24 protein-coding genes and 1 other annotated feature are annotated in these 21,802 nt (G+C 54.9%); of the genes, 23 read left to right on the forward strand and 1 reads right to left on the reverse strand.

Annotated elements, in window-relative coordinates; all coding sequences use genetic code 11:
* The first annotated feature begins 37 nt into the window (after nucleotides 1-37).
* The 19 genes from ACTHO6_RS00450 to ACTHO6_RS00540 all read left to right on the forward strand — a co-directional run bounded on the left by ACTHO6_RS00450 (nucleotide 38) and on the right by ACTHO6_RS00540 (nucleotide 17,603).
* Nucleotides 38-1,081: a rod shape-determining protein gene (locus tag ACTHO6_RS00450; RefSeq protein ID WP_440238226.1), complete on the forward strand. Its 1,044-nt coding sequence runs from the start codon at nucleotides 38-40 to the stop codon at nucleotides 1,079-1,081.
* Nucleotides 1,082-1,095: 14 nt separating this feature from the next.
* A complete protein-coding gene (gene mreC, locus ACTHO6_RS00455; RefSeq protein WP_440238228.1) occupies nucleotides 1,096-2,061 on the forward strand; it encodes a rod shape-determining protein MreC in 966 nt (321 codons plus the stop codon).
* Entirely contained in the window at nucleotides 2,062-2,586 is a 525-nt protein-coding gene (gene mreD / locus ACTHO6_RS00460; protein ID WP_440238230.1) for a rod shape-determining protein MreD, read from the forward strand.
* Between the two features lie 39 nt (nucleotides 2,587-2,625).
* Complete coding sequence (locus ACTHO6_RS00465; protein ID WP_440238232.1) at nucleotides 2,626-5,070, forward strand: peptidoglycan D,D-transpeptidase FtsI family protein; 2,445 nt, start codon at nucleotides 2,626-2,628, stop codon at nucleotides 5,068-5,070.
* Nucleotides 5,071-5,179: 109 nt separating this feature from the next.
* Nucleotides 5,180-5,857 (forward strand): septum site-determining protein MinC, encoded by a 678-nt coding sequence (gene minC / locus ACTHO6_RS00470; protein WP_440238234.1) that lies wholly within the window; start codon nucleotides 5,180-5,182, stop codon nucleotides 5,855-5,857.
* Between the two features lie 20 nt (nucleotides 5,858-5,877).
* Nucleotides 5,878-6,672, forward strand: a complete 795-nt coding sequence (gene minD / locus ACTHO6_RS00475) for a septum site-determining protein MinD (RefSeq protein WP_440238236.1) — start codon at nucleotides 5,878-5,880, stop codon at nucleotides 6,670-6,672.
* Nucleotides 6,673-6,729: 57 nt separating this feature from the next.
* Nucleotides 6,730-7,860: an FtsW/RodA/SpoVE family cell cycle protein gene (locus tag ACTHO6_RS00480; RefSeq protein WP_440238238.1), complete on the forward strand. Its 1,131-nt coding sequence runs from the start codon at nucleotides 6,730-6,732 to the stop codon at nucleotides 7,858-7,860.
* Between the two features lie 232 nt (nucleotides 7,861-8,092).
* The gene (locus ACTHO6_RS00485; protein ID WP_005832370.1) at nucleotides 8,093-8,293 is read left to right on the forward strand and encodes a cold-shock protein; all 201 of its coding nucleotides are present in this window, start codon (nucleotides 8,093-8,095) and stop codon (nucleotides 8,291-8,293) included.
* A gap of 150 nt (nucleotides 8,294-8,443) precedes the next feature.
* Entirely contained in the window at nucleotides 8,444-9,223 is a 780-nt protein-coding gene (locus tag ACTHO6_RS00490; RefSeq protein ID WP_440238241.1) for a peptidoglycan DD-metalloendopeptidase family protein, read from the forward strand.
* Nucleotides 9,216-10,052, forward strand: coding sequence for a M50 family metallopeptidase (locus ACTHO6_RS00495; RefSeq protein ID WP_440238243.1), 837 nt, complete (start codon nucleotides 9,216-9,218; stop codon nucleotides 10,050-10,052). The genes ACTHO6_RS00490 and ACTHO6_RS00495 overlap by 8 nt, the downstream gene beginning before the upstream one ends.
* A gap of 252 nt (nucleotides 10,053-10,304) precedes the next feature.
* Nucleotides 10,305-11,792: an Rne/Rng family ribonuclease gene (locus ACTHO6_RS00500; RefSeq protein ID WP_440238245.1), complete on the forward strand. Its 1,488-nt coding sequence runs from the start codon at nucleotides 10,305-10,307 to the stop codon at nucleotides 11,790-11,792.
* Between the two features lie 52 nt (nucleotides 11,793-11,844).
* Nucleotides 11,845-11,923: a sequence feature (ribosomal protein L21 leader region), on the forward strand.
* A gap of 10 nt (nucleotides 11,924-11,933) precedes the next feature.
* Complete coding sequence (gene rplU / locus ACTHO6_RS00505) at nucleotides 11,934-12,245, forward strand: 50S ribosomal protein L21 (RefSeq protein WP_440238247.1); 312 nt, start codon at nucleotides 11,934-11,936, stop codon at nucleotides 12,243-12,245.
* A gap of 15 nt (nucleotides 12,246-12,260) precedes the next feature.
* The gene (locus ACTHO6_RS00510; protein WP_440238249.1) at nucleotides 12,261-12,611 is read left to right on the forward strand and encodes a ribosomal-processing cysteine protease Prp; all 351 of its coding nucleotides are present in this window, start codon (nucleotides 12,261-12,263) and stop codon (nucleotides 12,609-12,611) included.
* A 7-nt stretch (nucleotides 12,612-12,618) separates the two neighbouring features.
* On the forward strand, nucleotides 12,619-12,912 hold the full coding sequence (gene rpmA / locus ACTHO6_RS00515; protein ID WP_440239379.1) for a 50S ribosomal protein L27: 294 nt from the start codon (nucleotides 12,619-12,621) through the stop codon (nucleotides 12,910-12,912).
* 180 nt (nucleotides 12,913-13,092) lie between these two features.
* Nucleotides 13,093-13,686: a Spo0B C-terminal domain-containing protein gene (locus ACTHO6_RS00520; RefSeq protein ID WP_440238251.1), complete on the forward strand. Its 594-nt coding sequence runs from the start codon at nucleotides 13,093-13,095 to the stop codon at nucleotides 13,684-13,686.
* Between the two features lie 4 nt (nucleotides 13,687-13,690).
* Entirely contained in the window at nucleotides 13,691-14,968 is a 1,278-nt protein-coding gene (obgE, locus tag ACTHO6_RS00525; protein WP_440238253.1) for a GTPase ObgE, read from the forward strand.
* 5 nt (nucleotides 14,969-14,973) lie between these two features.
* Complete coding sequence (locus ACTHO6_RS00530; RefSeq protein ID WP_440238255.1) at nucleotides 14,974-15,639, forward strand: PilZ domain-containing protein; 666 nt, start codon at nucleotides 14,974-14,976, stop codon at nucleotides 15,637-15,639.
* A gap of 293 nt (nucleotides 15,640-15,932) precedes the next feature.
* Nucleotides 15,933-16,394: a DUF1641 domain-containing protein gene (locus tag ACTHO6_RS00535; protein ID WP_440238257.1), complete on the forward strand. Its 462-nt coding sequence runs from the start codon at nucleotides 15,933-15,935 to the stop codon at nucleotides 16,392-16,394.
* 30 nt (nucleotides 16,395-16,424) lie between these two features.
* Nucleotides 16,425-17,603 (forward strand): NAD(P)/FAD-dependent oxidoreductase, encoded by a 1,179-nt coding sequence (locus tag ACTHO6_RS00540; RefSeq protein WP_440238259.1) that lies wholly within the window; start codon nucleotides 16,425-16,427, stop codon nucleotides 17,601-17,603.
* Nucleotides 17,604-17,671: 68 nt separating this feature from the next.
* On the opposite strand, the gene ACTHO6_RS00545 is transcribed toward ACTHO6_RS00540, so the two are convergent.
* Nucleotides 17,672-17,824, reverse strand: a complete 153-nt coding sequence (locus ACTHO6_RS00545) for a hypothetical protein (RefSeq protein ID WP_440238261.1) — start codon at nucleotides 17,822-17,824, stop codon at nucleotides 17,672-17,674.
* A gap of 186 nt (nucleotides 17,825-18,010) precedes the next feature.
* Between ACTHO6_RS00545 and ACTHO6_RS00550 the strand changes: the two genes are divergently transcribed.
* Genes ACTHO6_RS00550 through thrB form a run of 4 tightly spaced genes read left to right on the forward strand, consistent with a single transcriptional unit; the run spans nucleotide 18,011 to nucleotide 21,788 of the window.
* On the forward strand, nucleotides 18,011-18,454 hold the full coding sequence (locus tag ACTHO6_RS00550; RefSeq protein WP_440238263.1) for an ACT domain-containing protein: 444 nt from the start codon (nucleotides 18,011-18,013) through the stop codon (nucleotides 18,452-18,454).
* A 24-nt stretch (nucleotides 18,455-18,478) separates the two neighbouring features.
* Nucleotides 18,479-19,783 carry a homoserine dehydrogenase gene (locus ACTHO6_RS00555; RefSeq protein ID WP_440238265.1) on the forward strand — a complete coding sequence of 435 codons (1,305 nt, stop codon included), beginning with the start codon at nucleotides 18,479-18,481 and terminating at the stop codon, nucleotides 19,781-19,783.
* A complete protein-coding gene (gene thrC, locus ACTHO6_RS00560; RefSeq protein ID WP_440238267.1) occupies nucleotides 19,780-20,862 on the forward strand; it encodes a threonine synthase in 1,083 nt (360 codons plus the stop codon). Before ACTHO6_RS00555 ends, thrC begins: the two co-directional genes overlap by 4 nt.
* Nucleotides 20,859-21,788: a homoserine kinase gene (thrB, locus tag ACTHO6_RS00565; protein WP_440238269.1), complete on the forward strand. Its 930-nt coding sequence runs from the start codon at nucleotides 20,859-20,861 to the stop codon at nucleotides 21,786-21,788. Before thrC ends, thrB begins: the two co-directional genes overlap by 4 nt.
* Nucleotides 21,789-21,802 lie beyond the last annotated feature (14 nt).

A 21,802-nucleotide genomic window follows, 5' to 3' on the forward strand; every position in this document is an offset into this window, starting at 1 on the left:
TCGCTTGTCATTGTATAATATTGGAAGGAGTTTTTTTATGTTTGGTGGATTTACACGTGACTTGGGGATTGACCTCGGCACTGCCAATACACTCGTTTTCGTAAAGGGAAAAGGAATTGTCGTGCGTGAACCTTCGGTAGTAGCGATTCGCACGAACAACAATTCCATTGAAGCCGTAGGGAATGCGGCCAAAAGCATGATCGGCCGCACGCCTGGCAACATCGTAGCTGTACGTCCGATGAAGGACGGGGTTATCGCGGATTTTGACACGACCGCAACGATGATGCGCTATTTCATCAATCAGGCCCAAAAAAACCAGGGGTTGTTCAGCCGTCGCCCGAACGTGATGGTCTGTGTGCCGTCGGGAATTACCGCTGTAGAAAAGCGCGCCGTTGAAGACGCGACAAAGCAGGCGGGCGCACGCGAGGCGTACACGATCGAGGAGCCGTTTGCCGCTGCGATCGGAGCCGACCTGCCTGTATGGGAGCCAACGGGAAGCATGGTGGTCGATATCGGCGGCGGTACGACAGAAGTGGCAATTATTTCGTTGGGCGGGATTGTCACGTCCCGTTCCATTCGCGTGGCCGGAGATGAGATGGATGAAGCGATCATCCAGTACATCAAGCGCCGCTACAACCTGATGATCGGGGAACGCACAGCGGAAACCTTGAAGCTGGAGATTGGTTCAGCCATCGCGCCAGAGGAACCGGAAACCGTGGACATTCGCGGTCGCGATCTGGTGACAGGCCTGCCGAAGACGCTTTCGGTCAGCAGCACGGAAATTGCAGAAGCGTTGGCAGAAACCGTCGCGGCTATTATTGAAGCGGTGAAGGTGACCCTGGAGAAGAGTCCGCCGGAGCTTGCCGCAGACATTATGGATCGCGGGATCGTATTGACTGGCGGGGGAGCGCTTCTGCGCAATCTCGACCGCCTGCTCAGCAAGGAAACAGGTATGCCCGTGCATGTTGCGGAAAATGCGCTGGATTGCGTAGCGATCGGGACAGGTCGAGCTTTGGAGAATATCCACCTGTTCAAATCGAAACAAGGCATCACCTCTTCCCGGCAAAAACGGGGCAAATAAACGGAGGGTAGGGCATGTCGTTTTTCGGGAATAAGCGGCTTATTATCGTACTTGTAGGCTTGGTCCTGCTCATCTCCGTCGTGGGCTTTACTTCCCGTGAACGGGCTAACCTGACTTGGCCAGAAATGTTTTTCAAAGATACGTTCAGCGTGGTGCAGGGCTTGTTTTATCGCCCTGCCCAAGCTGTTTCTGGCTTTTTTCGGGAAATAGAAGACGCGTACAGCGTCTACGAAGAAAACAAGGCTCTCAAGGCAGGGTTGGATCAATATGCCCGGCTGACGGCGGAACTCCACGATCTCCAGGCAGAGAATGAACGACTGCGAAAACAGCTGGATGCGAAAAACAGGTTCAAGTCGTCGTACAGTCTTCTCTTTGCGGAAGTCGTGGCGCGCAATCCCGATACGTGGAACAACGTCATTACCATCGATCTGGGGCTGAAGAGCGGCATTAAAAAAGATATGGCGGTCATCACGGAAAAAGGGATGATCGGACGTGTACAGAGTGTTGCCAACTTTTCCGCTACGGTTGAATTGTTGACCAGCTATGAACGGCGCGACCACATCTCCGCCGACATTCAGGCCACGTATATCGTCGACGGCAAGCCTGTCCATGAGCCTGTCAGCGGTGTCATCGAGGAATACGACCCGCAGGAGCGATTGCTGGTCATGCGCAAAATTCCTTGGGGCAAAAAAATCGAACCGAAGCAGCAAGTCATTACCTCCGGCCGGGGGGGAGTGGTTCCGCGAAATCTGCCGATCGGCTACATTGTCCGGGTGGTGCCGGACGACTACGGATTGACGCAAACGGCTTACATACAGCCGAGCGCAGACTTTTCGCAATTGAGCGAAGTGATGGTGGTAGAGCGCGACTTTACCATTTCGCCTAACGGTGACCTGATCCCCAAGCAGTCGACTACTCAGGGACAACCGTCCCATTCGACGGGGACTTCCTCCGCAACGACTGGCGGAGGTGGGCAATAAATGGCGCGGTTTTTATTGACGCTGGGTGTCGTGGTCTTGTTTGTTCTGGAAGGGACAGTCATGCAGGTCCTCTCACCTGATTTATGGGGACTGTCATGGATGACAGTCCCTCGCTTCGCGCTCGTATGCTGCATCTTGATTTCCATGTATCTCGGGAGACGGGAAGGGCTGTACTACGGGCTTGCCTTCGGCTTTTTACAGGATGTCCTGTTTGGGCAGATGATTGGGATCTACACGATGTCGATGATGGTAGCCAGCTATTTTGCCGGCCTGATCGTGCTGTTGTTTCAGCGCGGACTCGGCATGATATTTGTGACGAGCTTTTTGATCCTGTTCGGGCACGAGTGGCTCTTGTACTCCCTCTACCGTCTGTTTTCGGTCGCTCCCTATGATGTGCAATGGATTCTGACCCATCAAATTTTGCCCACTGTATTGCTGAATCTCGTCTTCGGCCTGATCGTGTACGTACCGATCAAAAACGGCTGCAACAAAGTGCTCGCCAACAGGGAAATGCATGTGGAGTAAAAAGGAGCAAGGGATGATCCGGAAAGGAGAGAATGACACGTGGAAGAGCCCAAAGAATCCCAATCGCACATACCCATGCGGCTTAACGTTTTGTTTTTGATCGTCTTTTTGTTCTTTGCCGCCATCATTTTACGGCTCGCCTTCGTTCAGCTGGTAGAAGGGGAGCAGTATCGGCACGAGCTGGAAAAGTTCAGTATCCGCGAGCTGCCGATCCCAGCGCCGCGCGGCCGGATTCTGGACAAAAATGGCGAAGTGCTTGTGTCCAATAAGCCTGTGTACACGGTTCAATACGTAGAAGAGCAAGGGCAGGACATCGATGAAGAAAAAGTAGCGGATCGTCTGGCGAAAATTTTGCTGCCTGACGGAGAAAAAATCGGCACGGACAAGGAACTGCTCAAAAAGACCATCGAGCTGCGCTCCACGTTGCCGATCGCCTTCAACAGCGAGGAAACGAATGCGCTGAAAAGCAGGATAGCCGCCAAACTGCAAGCCGTTCCGAAGCAGGAGGCTGTCGACAGCATGTCGGACTTCGAACTGGTCAAGACGGCTCTGTACGTCGGTTTGCGCGTGCGCTCGCCTTTTGACGACAAGCAGCGCAACGATGTCATCAAAAAGCTCAATGCCAGCACAAAAGGAGCAGGAAAGATACTGACGGAAGACAACACCACGGACCTGGAACTGCTCAAAATGGCGATCAGCCTGAACATGAAGCTGGTGCTTACGCTGGACAAGGAAGACCGCGACGCGCTGGTGAAGGAAGTGAAGGCACAAATTCGCAAGCTTCCGGCTCCGGACGGCTTGTCGGACAAATCGGACATGGACTTGCTGCGCTACGCTTCCTTGTTTGAACTGGATGTCCAGCTGCCGCTCACCGCGGAGCAGCGGCAATTCCAATGGCACAAGCTTTCGCTCTTGCAGGAAATGCGCTCTCCGCAGATGCCGAGCTATATTCCGCGCCGGGTGAAGGTGAACATCAGCGAAGAAGAAATGTTCCAAATCGAAGAGCGGCGCACGGAGCTGCCGGGGATTAGCGTCGTGCTGGAGCCGGTCCGACAGATTTTCCAGGACCCGGACGGCTCTGCTTTCGGGACCCATTTTCTCGGCTATATCAACGCCATTCGTCCCGAGAGCCTGAAAGAGTATCAGGCACAAGGATACAACGCGATTGACCGCGTCGGCGTAACCGGACTGGAGAGCTACTATGAACGGTATTTGCGCGGCAAAGACGGGATCATGGACGTCTACGTGAACAAAAATTCAGAGACGATCAAAAAAGAAATGCGCCCCGGAAGGGAACCGGAGCCAGGCAACGATCTCGTGCTGGCGATGGACTGGCGCTATCAGAGCAAAGTGGAAGCGATTTTGAAGGAAGAAGTAGAAGCGTTTAAAAAACGGCCGAATACGCCGAAAGAATTCAAGGATGCGCACGTCCTGGTGATGAATCCGAACACGGGCGAGATTTTGGCGATGGCCAGCTACCCGGATTACGATTTGAACCTGTACTACGATCGCAAAAAGTTCAATCAAAATTACGCATCGCTCATTTTGCCGAACGAGTCCAATCGGTTCATCTATACGCCGTATCCTCCTGCGTCCACCTACAAGCCGTTGTCCGTCATGATTGCCTTGCAGGAGGGGCTGACGACTCCGAACGAAACGATCTACGACCGTGGCGGGCTGGAGGTCGGTGCTTCCTACAAGCGCAACTGGAAGCCTGGCGGGCACGGGGCCGTCAACGCTCGTCGTGCGCTGCAAGTATCGAACAATACGTATATGTACGAAATGGCGATCCGTCTTGCCAGAAAGGGCAAGGAGGGCTGGGAAAAGCAGTTTTCCGTGCTGGATTACTACAATGCCCAGTTTGGTCTCGGGGTGAAGACAGGGATCGACCTGCCTGGCGAGAAAACGGGCTGGGCGAACCCGAACCTGTACTACGGAAACCTGGCCGACGCGATGATCGGGCAGTACGATTTGTTCACTCCGATGCAGATCGGCCAATATATCTCCACGATTGCCAACGGCGGTTACCGGGTTCGTCCGCACCTGGTGAAGGAGATTCGCAAAGGGACGACCGATCCGAAAAAACCGGGCCAGACGCTTGCGCAAATCGAGCCACAAGTATTGAACCGGGTCAACATCGATCCGAAGTACATCCAGGTCGTCAAAGAAGGGATGCGCATGGTGACGCAGCCAGGCGGTACGGTTCAGCGCTTCAACGGCTTGCCGTTTACCGTGGCGGCGAAATCCGGTACCGCGCAGACAGGCAGAAGCGCGGAAAACGCCCTGGTTGTAGGCTTTGCACCGTATGAAAATCCGCAAGTAGTGTTCGTCGTCATCGCGCCAAACAGCTTGCGGGACGGAACCTCCAGTTCCGATGCGACGGGGCCGATTGCCCGTCGCCTGCTGGAAGCATACAACGAGTTGAATCCCGGCGTTCTCACAAACGGAGTTCCGATTTCCAATCCGCCCTCCACACGGAAATAACGAGGCGAGGCCCTCTTCTGGCAGCATTTGACCCGATTCGGCAAATTTTTCATGCAGAGCAGGAGAAATCTTTCTGTATGGCGAATGGTAACGGTCGAGGTGAAACCGGGTGACGACTGTGAAAAGCAAGGTCACAATCAAAGGGACGAAAGAGGGGCTCGTCTTCTTTATGGATGATGCCTGTTCCTTCGACGAACTGCTGGAAGATGTGCGTGAAAAAATAGAGCACAGCCACCAGCAGATATTGTCGGGGCCACTCATACGGGTATCGATCAAATTAGGAAAACGTTACTGCTCGCCTGAGCAGCAGGAGCAGTTGACACAAATTATCCGGCAAAAGGGAAACCTCGTGATCCACACGATCGAAGCAGACGTAATCACGCGGGAGGAAGCTTTTGCTGAACGCCTAAAAACCCAATTTTCCCTACAGGTAAACACCGTACGCTCTGGTCAAGTGTTGGAGTTTGACGGCGATTTGCTTTTGCTAGGGGATGTCAATCCCGGGGGAACGATTCGCACTACAGGAAGCATATACGTGTTGGGACATCTGCGCGGGTACGCCCATGCAGGTATTACCGGCGATACGCAAGTCATTATTGCTGCTGCTGCAATGAGCCCGACCCAGCTGCGGATTGCCGATGTCATCAGCAAGCCGGGGGAGGAATGGACGAATCAATCCGGAGGCACAGAGTTTGCCTATCTGGAGAATGAGACCATGCTCGTGGCAAAAATGAACTACCTGTCGCGAATACGCCCGGATCTTGGCGCGAAAAAGCGTGAGGGTTGAAGGGAATAGGAGGAACGGACGTGGGTATTGGAATAGTCGTAACTTCAGGAAAAGGCGGCGTGGGCAAGACGACCACATCCGCGAATTTGGGAACAGCGCTTGCTTTACTGGGCCAAAAGGTGTGCATGGTGGATACGGATATCGGCTTGCGCAATCTCGATGTCGTCATGGGACTGGAGAACCGGATCATTTACGATCTGGTAGACGTGGCTGAAGGGGTATGCCGTCTGCCGCAAGCGTTGATTAAGGACAAGCGGTTCGAAAACCTGTCGCTTTTGCCAGCCGCCCAGACCAAAGACAAATCGGCGGTCTCTCCCGAACAAATGGAGGAAATCGTCACGCAGTTGAAGCGCGAGTTTGATTACGTCATTATTGACTGCCCGGCCGGAATCGAGCAAGGCTTCCGCAATGCCGTAGCAGGGGCGGATCAGGCAATCGTCGTCACGACTCCCGAGAAAGCGGCCGTGCGTGATGCCGATCGCATCATCGGCCTTTTGGAGCGGGAAAAAGTCGGGATGCCCAAGCTCGTCATCAACCGCGTGCGCTCCCATATGGTGAAAACGGGCGACATGCTCGATGTGGAAGACATTTTGGATTTGCTTGCCATTGACTTGATCGGGGTCGTACCCGATGATGATTATGTCATCAAGTCCGCCAATCAGGGAGAACCGGCCGTCATGAATCACGAATCGCGGGCGTCGATCGCGTATCGCAATATCGCGCGGCGCTTGCTCGGAGAAGCCGTCCCCCTCCAGCCGCTGGAGGAAAAGGCGGGCGTGTTTCATAAAATGCGTAAGTTTTTTGGGTTAAAATAGGGTATACATGGCTCCCCTTCGTTTGCAGAGGGGAGCCACGTTTTCTAGGAGGAAAACATGGACCTGGAAAAACGTCACTTAAAATCGATTGACTGGACCATTCTATTGATTTTGGCAGGGCTGGGCGTGTTCAGCTATCTGGGGATCTCCGGTTCGGCTGCCGGAGTGGAAAAGGCCCATCAGCAGGTGATGTGGTATGTGATCGGGTTTGTTGTGCTCGGCGTCACGCTGCTGTTTGACTATCGGCTGTTTCACAACCTCGCCTACGTTTTGTATGCGCTTGGCCTGATCCTGTTGATCGGGGTCTTCCAGACAGAGCCGATCAACAATACGACCAGTTGGTACGATCTGGGGCCGGTTCTGTTTCAGCCATCGGAGCCGATGAAGCTGTTTACGATTTTAACAGTCGCGCGCTACATGGCCAAAAGGGCGGAGGATCCGGACCGCTTCTACTATTTTTACCAGCTGATCCCCGTAGCGATGCTTGTCGGCGTTCCGTTGTTGCTCATTTTGGTTCAGCCTGACCTGGGGACGGCGATGGTGTTTACGGGAATGCTGGCCACCCTGCTCATCGTCGGCGGAATCCGCATGAAGCACGTCTTGTACCTGGGAGGCATTATTGGCAGCTTCTTTGCCGTCATGACGCTTCTGTACGAGTACAGGCAGGACATTTTTTTCAAGATCATCAAGCAGTACCAGTGGGATCGCATCGTCTTCTGGATGGACCCTGATCTGGAGCCGATGGGACGTGGCTTCCAGTTGAAGCAGGCATTGATTTCGATTGGCTCGGGTCAGCTTTTCGGAAAAGGCATCGACACCCCTACACAGGCGAGCTTTGGCTGGGTACCGGTCGGGGAAAGCGACTTTATTTTCACGGTGATTGCGGAAAAGCTTGGCTTCGTGGGTGCCGGTCTGCTGATGATCCTGTTCTTCGCCTTGATTTACCGCATGATCCGCATTGCGATGGAAGCCAAAGATCCGTTTGGCTCGTATGTCGTAGCTGGCGTGGTCGGGATGCTCACCTTCCAGATTTTTGAAAACATTGGCATGACGATTCAACTGATGCCGATTACGGGGATTCCGCTGCCGTTTATCAGCTACGGTGGAAGCTCGCTGCTGACGAACTTTTTAATTATCGGGGTCGTCCTCAATATCGGCATGCGCAAAGATAAATTGAGATTTGACTAAATGCGTGACAAATCGAAAATCATGTGATAAAATCATCCTAAGTTAACCATTTTTACAAGTTATAGTGGTTTGGATGATTGGTTATGGAGTCGTACGATTGGGAGAGACGTCACCATTGTCAATCGCAATTGTACGGCTTTTTTCCTTGACGCAAAAGGCTTATCTGTAAAAAAGGGGTTAACGCTACACTTTTTTCGCCTCATGGGGCGAATGTTCAGGGAGGTTTTGCTTTATGCAACAAGGTATCGTAAAATGGTTTAACGCTGAAAAAGGGTACGGATTCATCCAAGTTGAAGGTGGAGACGATGTATTCGTACACTACAGCGCAATTCAGTCTGAAGGTTTCAAATCTCTGGACGAAGGTCAAAAGGTTGAGTTCGAAATCGTTCAAGGTAGCCGTGGACCACAAGCTGCTAGCGTAACCAAACTGTAAACGTAACTTCGACACATTCAAAGGCAGTCTCTCAATGGGGAGACTGTCTTTTTTGCGTAGTCGGATAGGGATAAGCTTGGGAGCAGGCGGCATAAAGCAGGCAGACAAGTCATAACATGGAACAAAGGCTTGGCCTGCGGAGGGATGGACATGTTCGGTGGAGCAAATCGTGTAAAAGAAAGACGGCGGGAGCGACTGGAGCGAATCCGTACCCAATCACGAGACAGTTTCTCTCCCTACGTGGACGACTGGAAAGACCCGATCGAAGTGGAGACGGACCCATTCGGGTTTTCCTTGAAGGAAAACGACGAAGGGAGACAGCCGCCTTCTCATGAAAAATGGGGACTGCAAATGTTTGGGGCCGTCCTTTTGCTGGGGATGGCGTACGTCTTGTTCCAAACGTCGTTGATCCCCGCCAACTGGAAACATTCCGCGCGAGAGGTCATGACGCGGGATTTTAACTTCGCAGGAGTGGCGAATTGGTACGAAGCCCGATTCGGCCCGATCCCTACCCTGCTGCCCCAGGTTCCGGGTCCAAGCGCGGTGCCCGCCACCAGTACGGCCAAGGAGGTGTCGATCTGGCGGCTGCCTGCCAGCTGGAAAGTCGTGAAAGCCTATGAAGCGGACAATCCGAAGGTGGTGCTGCGTACAGGCGCGGGCGAGCAGGTGAAAATCGGGGAGGCGGGCTGGGTTTCCTACGTCGGGGAGCAGCCTGGCTTTGGCACGACTGTCATCGTCCGGCTGACAAAAGGACGGGAAGTGTGGCTGGGCAACCTGGACAGCGTCGGCGTGGCAAAAGACGAGGTGCTGTCACCCGGACAGGTGATTGGAACGGCACGGGTGGTGAACGGAAACGAGCGGCATTTGTACTTCGCAGCCAAAACGGACGGCCAGTTTGTCGATCCGCTGGAAGTGATCCCGTTTGAATAGCGGCGGATGGCTGGGCATACGCTTTCGCATTCACTTGCTCTTTTGGGCGGTAATCGGTGTATCCGTGCTTACCGGCCACTTTCTGGAAGTAATTACGCTGTTCGTGATCGTCCTCATTCACGAGCTGGGACACGTGGCGATGGCGCGCGAGCTGGGCTGGAGAGTCCAGGAGGTCCAGCTGCTCCCTTTTGGCGGGGTGGCGACGGTAGAAAACAGCTACGCGACAGACCCGCTGGATGAGATTGCAGTGGCGCTTGCCGGGCCGTTTATGAACATGGTCATGATGGCGGCCTCGTACCTGTTTTGGTACACGGGAGTTTGGACGGAAGACTGGTCCCGGTTTTTTCTGGTGAGCAACGCTACGATCGCGCTCTTCAACCTGTTGCCGATCTGGCCGCTGGATGGCGGGCGGATCGTGCTGGCGACGCTATGCTGGTTTATGTCCTATCGCCAGGCAGCGCTCGTCTCGCTGACGGGCAGCACCTTGCTGGCGGGCATCCTCGTCGGGGTGTCGGGTTTCGATCTGAAGTTCAATCTGCTCATTATCGGGGTGTACCTGCTCGTGACGAACATCCAGTCGTTTTTGCGCTTCCCGTATCAATTCTTTCGCTTTTTGGTAGAAAAGTACGGCCGCAGGCAGGAAGCAGCGGCTGTGCAGGCCATCCGTGTCCACCCGGAGGAGACGGTACTGGCGGTGTCCCATAAGCTGCGCCGAGGCCGGTCCCATCTTTTTTACGTGCAGGGAGCGGGACTTTTGGCAGAGGAACAGCTGCTGCACGCCCTGTTATTCGAACAAAAGCACGATGCTGCGGTGGGCAAGCTCCTGTAACGGCTAACGCTCACCGGATGCTGGCGGACGCCGTTCCAGCAGCAGGCAATCGCGCAAGCTTCCTTCGTGCCATGCCTGGCGGGGAAGCTTTTTTCTTTTGGCGTAGCCGTCTGCTCTTTGGCCAAAGCGTCGAGCGGGACGGGGGACATCGCGCCTTTCTTTTTCCGAATGCCTATGGTAGATTACTCCTGTGTGTCCGGTCAACCTGCTGGGGCTGCCGGAAAAGGACGGAAAAGACGGAGTGTGAATGCAGTGAGGCAATTGGCAATAAGCGGCAAGGGCGGCGTGCGGATCGCTTATCTCGCGGATGAACAGCTGATCGAGTGGCGGACGCAGGAGACAGGCGAGCACGTCAGCGCAGGGGATGTTTACTACGGACGGATCGCAGACGTAAAGCAGGGAATCCAGTCTGCTTTTGTGGATATCGGATGCGGGCAAAACGCTTACCTGTATGTGGATGATACGCTGCCAGGCCCCGCTATGGGCAAGGGCAAGCCGAGCATTTCCGAGCGTGTGCAAGCAGGGCAGTATGTCATCTGCCAGGTCATCAAGGAAGGTTCAGAGCGCAAGGCGCCGAAAATCTCGCTGAAAATCAGCCTGCAAGGGCGCTATCTCGTGTACCTCCCGCTGGAAGAAGGGTGGTCGCTTTCCCGTAAAATCAGCGCCTCCGAGGAGCGGCAGCGGCTGGAGCAGATCATCTCGCCGTTGCTTGGAAGCGGAGAAGGCGTCATTGTGCGGACGGAAGCGGCCGGCGTGGAGCGGGAGCGGTTGACGAGCGAGCTGGCCTATTTGCGCGCGCGCTGGGAAGGCGTGTGCCAGCAGGCGCATGCACAAAAGACACCAGGCCGAATCGGCGGCGATCTGGATGTGGTGGAAGCGGCGCTGCGCGATGCGTTGGCGGAAGGGCTCGATGAAGTGGTGGTGGAGGATGCCACTACGTATCGGCAGGTACAGGCGGTGCTGGACGTCTTCGCGTCAGATGCGCAAAGACTGCTACGCAAGCACACGGGCAAACAGCCGCTGTTTGACGAACTGGGCGTGGAGGCCAAGCTGGAACAGGCGCTCCGGCGCGAGGTGCCGCTTGGAAACGGCGGCTATCTCGTGATGGACAGGACAGAGGCCATGACCGTGATCGATGTGAATACCGGATCGTTTACCGGAGGGGGCGGGCAGCAAAGAGAGCAGGCCGTCACCGCAACCAATCTGGAGGCGGCAAAGGAAATCGCCAGACAGCTTCGGCTGCGCGACATCGGAGGTATCGTCATCATTGATTTTATCGATATGAAGGAGCCGACCAACAAAGAAAGGGTGCTGGCGACGCTGAAAAAAGAGTTGGCTCGGGACGTAGCTCCATCGACCGTGCATGGAATGACGGCGCTGGGGCTGGTCGAGATGACGCGAAAACGGGTGAGAGCCAGTCTTGCGGAGCGGTTGACGGAGCCTTGCGCAGCGTGCCAGGGACGCGGGCGAGTCTTGCGCGCCGAGGAGAGTATTCGGCGGTTGCACACCGAGCTTGCCGGGCTGGCCCGTTCGCAGCAGGCAGAGGCGGCTGTCGTGGAGCTGTCCGCCAGACTTTTTCCGCTCGTGGATGACGAGGAAGCAGCCGCTGAACAGAGCTGGCCGCTTCGCATCTACAAGCGCGAAGAACCGCGGCTTGCTCCGGACAGCTACCGGATCACGTATGTGGGACAGGCGGCGGAGGCAGAGCGTTTGTCCGAAAGCAACCGGAAAAGGACTTGACTGGGCGACAACAGCTATGGTAATCTAGTGTTTGTCATGCAGCTATGTCTTGTGCATACTGTAACCGCACGAATCGGGTACAGAAGTCGCCGCCAGACGGCGCACCCGTAGAGGCGAGTCTGAGTATAGGAGGTGCACACAGTGTACGCAATTATCGAAACCGGTGGAAAGCAATACAAAGTAGAAGAGGGTTCCGTTCTCTTCATCGAAAAACTGGCTAGCAACGAAGGAGAAGTTGTTACTTTTGACAAAGTTCTCTTCGTAAGCAAAGACGGCAAAGTTACTGCAGGGGCTCCTACAGTAGCTGGTGCAACGGTAACTGGTAAAGTAGAAAAACACGGTAAAGGCGCGAAAATTATCGTGTACAAATACAAAGCCAAGAAAAACTACCGTCGCAAACAAGGTCACCGTCAACCGTTCACCAAAGTTGTGATCGAAAAGATCAACGCGTAATTTTGGTGTCCTGCTATGATCGAAGTGATCGTGAGCCGTGCGCAGCACGGTATCCATGAAATTTGTATTTCCGGACATGCCAATGCGGGTGCCTATGGGGCGGACATCGTTTGTTCCGCCGTATCCGGCATCAGCTTTGGTATATTGAACAGCGTGCAGCCGCTGACAGGACTTGCGCCGCAGGTTTCAGTCGCCCAAGAAGGCGGCGGCTTTCTGAAGTGGACACTCGCTTCCGCGGAAGCGGCGGACATACTGGAAAAGCAGCAGCTTTTGGCTGAAAGCATGGTGATTGCCCTGCTGTCGGTTGCGGCACAGTACGGGAAGTACGTAAAAGTGAATGACCAAAAATGGCAGGGAGGTGTCTGATATGAACATGCTGTTTCAATTGGACCTGCAATTTTTCGCATCGAAAAAAGGGGTAGGTTCCACAAAGAACGGACGCGATTCCATTTCCAAACGTCTGGGCGTGAAACGCGGTGACGGTCAATTCGTTACTGCCGGAAACATCCTCGTTCGCCAACGCGGAACGAAGATTTACCCAGGTGCGAACGTAATGAGAGGCGGAGACGACACTCTGTTTGCAACAGCAGATGGCGTTGTTCGTTTCAAGCGTCTGGGCCGTGATCGCAAGCAAGTCGTGATCGAGCCGGTTGCTTCCGAAGCGTAAATAGTTGATGAGGGAAAACCCAGCGTCGAGGCTGGGTTTTCTTTTGCTTTTCGCGCAAGCGAAGCGCCGGGGAACGGCTTGCCGTCAAAATAGTTGGCGCAGCCAAGTTTTCTCATTGTCCCGGCGGCTTTTATGGTACAATGGGTACGAAAGAAATTCTTATCGACTTGGGTGAATGTGATGGGGGACGAGCGGAGGCTGTTTACGCATCAGACCGACCAGCTGTTGGCCGTACTGAACCGGCAGCGGCATGACTGGTTGAACCACGTTCAGGTTCTGCTCGGCTATTTGCATATGAACCGTACTGAGCAGGGAGAGGCGCATCTGAAACGCATCGCGCAGATGGCGATGCAGGAATCCATGATCGCCCGTTTGAATAGCTCCCTGTTGTCCGTCTTCTTCTTGACATTCAATGCGCTGAACAAGGAAATGCTTTTGGAAGTAGACGTGTGCAATGATGTGGATCTCACGCGAATAGCTTTGGACGAGCAGCACTTGTTTCAGTTGGTGTCAGAGATATTGTGCACAGTGAACGATCATGTGGACCAAGATGGCTACGAGCCAGCCAGTATGCACGTAAGCTTGCAGGCGGACCAACGAGGCGTTCATTTTCGTTTTGACCTGGCCGGAGAGCTGAATGCATCCGGAATGGAAAAATTGGAAAAGCTGATACGGGATAGCGAACAAAGTACGGTGGAGGTCACCGAGTGGATACATACGAAAGACGAATGGGTTCTGGACTTATTGATCCCATTCGCGCAAGGAGAGAGGTGACACCATGTTTGTCGATCAGGTAAAAGTGTATGTAAAGGGCGGAGACGGTGGTAACGGAGCCGTTTCTTTTCGCCGGGAGAAGTACGTGCCGCTTGGCGGACCGGCAGGCGGCGATGGCGGAAAAGGCGGCGATGTCGTGTTTGAAGTCGATGAAGGACTGCGCACGCTCGTCGATTTCCGCTACCAAAGACACTTCAAGGCGCCGCGCGGAGAGCACGGACGCAACAAGTCGCAGCACGGAGCCGGGGCGGAGGATCTGATCGTCCGCGTACCGCCGGGCACGACCGTCATCGATGATGATACAAAAGAGGTCATCGCCGATCTTGTGGAGCACGGCCAGCGCGCCGTCATCGCCAAGGGCGGGCGCGGCGGACGAGGGAATATCCGTTTTGCCAATGCGTCCAATCCGGCGCCGCATATTTCGGAGAACGGAGAACCGGGGCAGGAGCGCTACATCGTCATGGAGCTGAAGCTGATTGCCGATGTCGGTCTGGTTGGGTATCCGAGTGTAGGAAAATCCACGCTGCTTTCCAGTGTGACAGCGGCGAAGCCCAAAATCGCAGCGTACCATTTTACGACGCTGACGCCGAATCTGGGCGTTGTAGATTTGGGCGAGCAGAGCTTCGTCATGGCTGACTTGCCCGGTCTGATTGAAGGCGCACACGAAGGCGTGGGGCTGGGGCACCAGTTCCTGCGGCACGTAGAGCGCACGCGCTTGATTGTTCACGTCATCGACATGGCCGGGGTGGATGGACGCGATCCGTACGAGGATTACTTGCAGATCAACCGCGAGCTGAAACTCTACAACCTGAAGCTGGAGGAGCGCCCGCAAATTATCGCTGCCAACAAGATGGACCTGCCGGAAGCGGCGGAAAACCTGCGGCGCTTCCAGGAAAAAGTACCGGATGCGAAAATATTCGAGATTTCGGCAGCGACCAGACAGGGCGTGCAGGAGCTGATGTACGCCGTGGGCGACATGCTTTCTGCGATTCCGGCCAAGCCGACGGTCGAGGAAGTCGTGGAAGCGGAAGAACGCGTGGTGTTCCGGGCGGAAAAAGAGCCGGAGCCATTTGCGATTACCCGCGATAACGATGTGTTCGTGGTCAGCGGCGAGAAAATCGAGAAGCTGGTGCGGATGACGAACCTCAACAGCTATGATGCCGCTCAGCGATTTGCGAGACAGATGCGCAGCATGGGCGTGGACGATGCCTTGCGCAGGCACGGTGCAAAAGACGGGGATACCGTTCGGATTGGCAAATTAGAGTTTGACTTTGTGGAGTGACAAACATGATTGATATCCCATCCCTTACCCCTTTCATGGCGGACAAACGCTTCCAACGCGGTGCTACTTTGCCGATGATGATCGCAAGACAGGTCCAGGCGCCCATTCAAGTCATGGTAGAGCATGTCAAAAGCAGTTATCTCGTTGTCTCGCTGGAGATGAAGGCGGAGGCCAGAGCCGAACTGCTCGGATCAACAGTACGTGTTCGGTGGGAATCGGATGCGGCGGTGAACACGATTGATCTGGAGGTCATTTCAGAAGAGACGGTGTGGCCCATCAAGCTGTTGGCGATGGTTCCGGTCAGCGTCGGCGTCGAAATTGTGCCAAGCCGCAAGCAGGAGCCTCTCTCTCCGGGAATCGACATCCGTGTCCCGTACAAGGTGATGGGAGCAAGACCGATCGAGGAAAAAGGGGAGGCTGTGCTGCTGAAATTTTCCCCCACAAGGCTGATTCTCGGAACAGAAGGCTACGTGGCGAAGGGAGAGTTTCTCCACCTCTCGTTCACGGTTCCGTCGACCGGCCAGGAAATCGTCACGATGGCCAAAATCGTGGAGAAAACCTTCGACGACAAGCAGACCGTGATCGAGTTGATTTTTACGGATATCAATGATAAACATCACCAAGTCCTCAAAGAGTATTATAAATCTCTCGCGTCTGCCGCTTCTTCCTAAGGAAGCGGTTTTTTTCCTTTGCTGTTCCGGCGAAGAAAGTATATAGTAGAATACGTAGAGTTCTGAATCGAGCCTGTTCACTTGGTGAATTTGTTTTGTGCGCTTTCCTGAATATCACTTTGTGAAATCTTGCACTTTTTGATTCTTCCACGCTGTTGTACATTTCGCTTTGTGAAAAATGTTACAAGCACACACTTGTTTGTCGGTATTTGGGGAGAATGGCGGCCGTTACTCGTATGAACAGGCATCGAGAAAGAAGGCCTCTATCCCAAAGCAAAGGAGGACGTTTTTTCATGTCTCAAGCAACCACGCACCCAGCTCATGCTGAAGTAGCCAGCACCAGCACCGCTACCCTGGCCCCTCAGCAAAAGGATGTACTCGATCAGCTGATGAAGCCGGAAGTTCAAGAATCGTTGAATGTATTGGTGGCAAACCTGCCGAAGCTGGCCGAGATGACAACCATCCTCACCAAAACGTACGACCTGGTACAAACCGTAGCCAACGACGAAGTGCTCATCGACGACATCAAGAACGGCATGAAAGAGTTCGTAAAACCGATCTCTGACAAGGCAAAAGGCATCGCACAGGCGGCGATCGAAGCCAACGACCGCGCGCACGCAGAGGAAGCTACCATTGGTTTGTTTGGCATGCTCAAAATGCTGAAGGACCCGAACGTACAAAAAACATTGCGTTTCGCCCAGGCATTCCTGGACGTTTTGGCCGAGCGCGAGCAGCAAAAACGCGAATCACGATAACCAACGAGAGACAAGGACGGAGGATTGGGCATGGCGAAGCATATTCTCATTTTGGGCGGCGGCTACGGCGGATTGCTGTCCGCTTTGGCTGCACGCAAATACATGACGGCGGAAGAAGCGGAAATCACGCTTGTGAACCGTTTTCCTACTCACCAGATCATTACGGAGCTGCACCGCCTGGCAGTAGGAAACCTGTCTGAGCAAAACGTGGCGCTGCCGCTGGAAAGACTGTTGCGAGGCAAAGACATCAACCTCGTGATTGATACCGTGGAAAAAATCGGTCTCGAATCGCAGCGCGTGACGCTGGCGAGCGGCGAGTCCATCAAATACGATGCGCTGGTGATTGCGCTGGGCAGCGAAACGGCATTCTTCGGCATTCCTGGCCTGCAAGAGTACAGCTTCACGCTGAAATCCGTAGAGGAAGCAAACCGTCTGCGTGCGCACCTCGAAGAGCGCGTAGCTGCATACAGCAAGAGCAAAAACAAAGCCGATGCCACCTTCGTGGTTGGCGGTGGCGGTCTGACCGGGATCGAGCTGGTTGGCGAATTTGCAGACATGCTGCCGGACCTGTGCCGCAAATACGGCGTTGATTTTGCGGATCTGTCCATCTATTGCGTAGAAGCAGGACCATCCATCCTGGCAGGCTTTGCCCCTGATCTGGTAGAGCGTGCGAAAACAAGCCTGGAAAAACGCGGCGTCCAGTTCCTGACGGGCGTTCCTGTAACGGAAATGAAGGAAACCACTGTGTGCCTGAAAGACGGCCGCACCATCGAAACCAAAACCATGGTGTGGACAGGCGGCGTACAAGGCAACCGCGTAGTGGCGGAATGCGGCATTGAAGTGAACCGCGGTCGTGCAACGGTTACCGAATACCTGCAATCCACTTCTCATCCGGAAGTCTTCCTCGCGGGCGACAGCGCGATCGTGATGGGACCAGAAGGCCGCCCGTACCCGCCGACTGCTCAATTGGCATGGCAAATGGGCGAAGTAGTGGGCTACAACCTGTTCGCACACTTCAACGGGTCCAAAATGGACACGTTCAAGCCAGTATTCTCCGGTACGCTGGGAAGCCTAGGCCGCAAAGACGCCATCGGAACGATCGGCGCAAGCCAACTGAAGCTGAAAGGCTTGCCTGCTACCTTGATGAAGGAAGCGAGCAACGTGCGCTACCTGACGCATATCAACGGCCTCTCCGCGCTGGCCTACTAATTTCTTTCATACGAGTAACACGCATGAACCCGGGATCTGGTATCCCGGGTTTTCGTCTGAGTAGCCGATTACTTGTTGCCGCTCGGGTCTTCGACGATGTTCGGCGATTGCGCCATTTTTTTGCCCCGCAGGTCAGCGCCAAACTGCTCCAGATTGCCTGGCTTACCCGCCGGGTGATTGTTGCGACGCTCCGATTTGTCGGTCTTTCCACGTCCTGCCATCTGCTCACCTCCTATCCACCAGCCGCCGTTAGTTTGTGCGAAGAAAGACAGGCTCATGTAACGAGAGAGAAGGAGTCGAACAAGATTTTCTGAAAAAAGAGGCGGCCAAGGATTGTCATTGCGCGCGCGATCCGTTATAATGTCCTCTATGCAGAAACAATTGTTTTTCTCAGGAGGACATTACGCGTGAAACGGGACGAAAAGTTCTACTTGATACGATCTGACATCTTACCGGAATCGATCGTGAAGACGATTGAAGCGAAAAAGATGCTGGAGTCCGGCGAAGTGGACACCGTGAATGAGGCAGTGGAGCGGGTAGGGCTGAGCCGAAGCGCCTTTTACAAATACAAGGACGGTATCTTTCCCTTCAATGCCATGATGAGCGAAAAGATCATGACGATCACGTTTTCGCTGGAGCACATGTCCGGTTACTTGTCCAAGGTGCTTACGTATGTAGCAGAGCAAGGCGGGAACGTCCTGACGATCAATCAGACGATTCCGTTGCAGGGGGTTGCCAACATTTCCATGTCTGTCGATATGGCCAACCTGCGCGTATCCAGCACGGAATTTCTGGAGAGCTTGCAAGAAATCCCCGGCGTTCGCAAAGCGATGATCGTCGGTAGAGGGTAAACGAAGGGTAGGAGGAGAGAAACCATGGAGAAAGAAAGCATCAAGCTGGGGTTAATGGGGTTTGGCACAGTCGGAACAGGAGTTGTCCGCATCATCCAGGCGCATCAGGACGATTTGCAAAAGCAGACAGGTCTGGGAATTGAGATCGCGAAAATTCTTGTGCAGGACAGAGAGAAATCCCGCACGATTTCTTCCCTGGAAAATCGGCTGACGACAGAGCCTGCTGAGCTTCTGGATGATCCGGACATTGAGGTGATCGTCGAGGTCATCGGCGGCATTCATCCGGCGAGGGAGTACATTCTCGCGGCATTGGAACGCGGCAAGCATGTGGTGACGGCCAATAAAGACCTGATGGCGCTGCACGGAGCCGAAATCTTGAACAAGGCGCAGGAAAAAGGCTGCGATGTGTTTTACGAAGCGAGCGTGGCAGGCGGCATTCCGATTTTGCGCGCCCTGGTGGAAGGCTTTTCCTCTGACCGCATCACAAAAATGATGGGCATTGTCAACGGGACGACCAACTACATCCTGAGCAAAATGAGTCAGGAGGGAGCAGACTACAGCGACGTGTTGAAAGAGGCGCAAGCCCTGGGATACGCGGAAGCCAATCCCGAGTCTGACGTGGAAGGCTTCGACGCTGCCCGCAAAATGGCCATCCTGGCTACACTCGGCTTTCGCGTGCCGATGAAGCTCGAAGACGTGGACGTCAAAGGAATCAGCTCGGTAAGCAAGGAAGACATCGCCTACGGCAAGCAGTTGGGCTACGAAATCAAGCTGTTGGGTCTGGCCAAGCGCGATGGCGAAGCGATCGAAGTGAGCGTGCAGCCGACCATGGTGCCCAAATCGCACCCGCTGGCTTCCGTCAACGGCGTGTTCAATGCGGTGTACGTCCATGGCGAAGCGGTTGGCGAGACGATGTTCTACGGGCCGGGCGCAGGCGAGCTTCCAACGGCAACTGCCGTGGTGTCCGACCTCGTTACGGTCGTGAAAAACAGCAAGCTGGGGGTGAACGGACGCGGAACAGTCGCGCCGTACAAGGAAAAAATCCTCAAGGACGACAGCCAAAAGCAGTCGAAATATTTTCTGCGGATCGTGGTGGCAGACAAGCGCGGCGTTTTGGCGCAGATCACCCAGCTTTTGGCTGACAAAAACATTTCCCTGGAGCAAGTGATCCAGCAGCCGTACAGCAAGGGCGGCGAAGCGGAAATCATCATGGTGACGCATTTGGCTGCGAAAAGCGACATGGACAGAGTCATTGCCTACATGGAACAAATGGACATCGTATCCAAGATTGCAAGCTGCTACCGGGTAGAAGGGGGAGACAAAGAATGAATGCGGATCGACAATCTGGCATTATCGCGCGCTACCGGGAGTTTCTCCCGGTTACGGACAAGACGCCGCTCATCAGCCTGCACGAAGGAAATACACCGTTGATTCACGCGCCCAACCTGTCCAAACAGCTTGGCGTCGAGCTGTACGTGAAATACGAGGGGCTGAATCCGACAGGCTCGTTCAAGGACAGGGGCATGGTCATGGCCGTCGCCAAGGCAGTAGAGGAAGGCAGCAACACGATCATGTGCGCTTCCACCGGCAATACGTCGGCTGCCGCCGCTGCTTACGCTGCACGCTCCGGCCTGCGCTGCATCGTGCTGATTCCGAGCGGCAACATCGCTTTGGGCAAGCTGGCGCAGGCGATTGCGTATGGCGCGGAAGTGATCGCCATCGACGGCAACTTCGACGAGGCGCTGAACATCGTCCGCGACATTACCGCGAAAGAGCCGATCACGCTCGTCAATTCCGTCAACCCGTACCGGATCGAAGGGCAAAAGACAGGAGCGTTCGAGGTGTGCGACGCCTTGTCTGACGCTCCGGACATCTTGGCGATTCCCGTTGGCAACGCCGGAAACATCACCGCCTACTGGAAAGGCTTCCAGGAGTACAAGGAAGCGGGCAAATCCAGCCGCTTGCCGCATATGTACGGCTTCCAGGCGGCGGGAGCGGCGCCTCTCGTGCTCGGACAGTCTGTCCCCAACCCGGAGACGATCGCAACGGCCATCCGTATCGGCAACCCGGCAAGCAAGGAGGGCGCCCTGAAGGCGATCGCCGAATCGAGCGGACTCGTCGACAGCGTGACCGATGAGGAAATCATGCAGGCATACCAGCTTTTGGCGAAAACGGAAGGCGTCTTCTGCGAGCCGGCATCTGCCGCTTCGCTGGCGGGCATCATCAAGCTGCATCGGGCCGGGAAGCTTCCGCAAGGGGCCAAAGTAGCTTGCGTCTTGACCGGAAATGGCTTGAAGGACCCGAATATCGCCCTGAAGCTCGTAGGAGAAGAGCCGCGCTCGGTGCCTGCGACACACGAGGCCGTCATGGAGCTGGTTCGCCAGAGCGGGAGCGAAGTCGCGTCATGAGCGGACAGCGCGTAAAAGTAACGATTCCCGCAAGCACAGCCAATCTGGGTCCGGGCTTCGATGCTGTGGGAATGGCTTTTCAACTGTATTCGGTCGTGGAAATGGAAATCAGTGAGCGGACAACCGTCGAGCTGGTTGGCAAGGAGCTGCAAGGAACCCCGGCGGACAAGAGCAACCTGTTGTATCAGGTAGCCGCCGGTTTGTTTGCCGAAGCCGGGCTGGCAGTACCGGGGCTTGCGATACGGGCATCGAGCGAAGCTCCCCTGACGCGCGGGCTGGGAAGCAGTGCCGCAGCGATTGTCGGTGCGCTGGTGGCGGCGAATCAGCTTGCCGGGGAGCCGTTTACCCGCGAAGAGCTGTTCGACCGGGCGACAGCGCTGGAGGGGCACCCCGACAATGTAGGGGCCGCCATGTTTGGCGGTATCATCGTGGCGACTATGCCACAGGAAGCGGGAGAGACTGTGCCGTATGTCCGTTTCACTCCCCCCGTCGGCCTGCAAGCGCTCGCGATCATCCCGGATTTTATGCTGGAGACGCAAAAAGCGCGCCACGTTCTGCCGCAGGTGTACAGCAAAGAAGATGTTGTATATAATGTGGGACATAGCAGTTTGCTCGTTGCCGCATTGGCACAGGGCAGACTCGACCTGATGGGACGGGCCATGTCGGATCGGCTGCATCAACCGTATCGCGCCAAACTTGTTCCAGGCTTGACGGAAATTCTGGAGAAAGCGACGGAACACGGTGCCATAGGCGCTGCCCTGAGCGGCGCGGGGCCTACGATTCTTTGCTTCTTTTCTTCCGAGGAGGAGAAGAGGCAGTTGAGCGCATTCGTGGACAGGGTAATGAACGGACACGGCATTGCCTACCGTGAATTGATTTTGCAGCCGGACGACAATGGCGTACAAGTAGAAATCCATCAGAGATAGAACATAGTGGATAG

It is taken from the genome of Brevibacillus sp. SAFN-007a, from assembly GCF_051967035.1.
Classification (GTDB): domain Bacteria; phylum Bacillota; class Bacilli; order Brevibacillales; family Brevibacillaceae; genus Brevibacillus.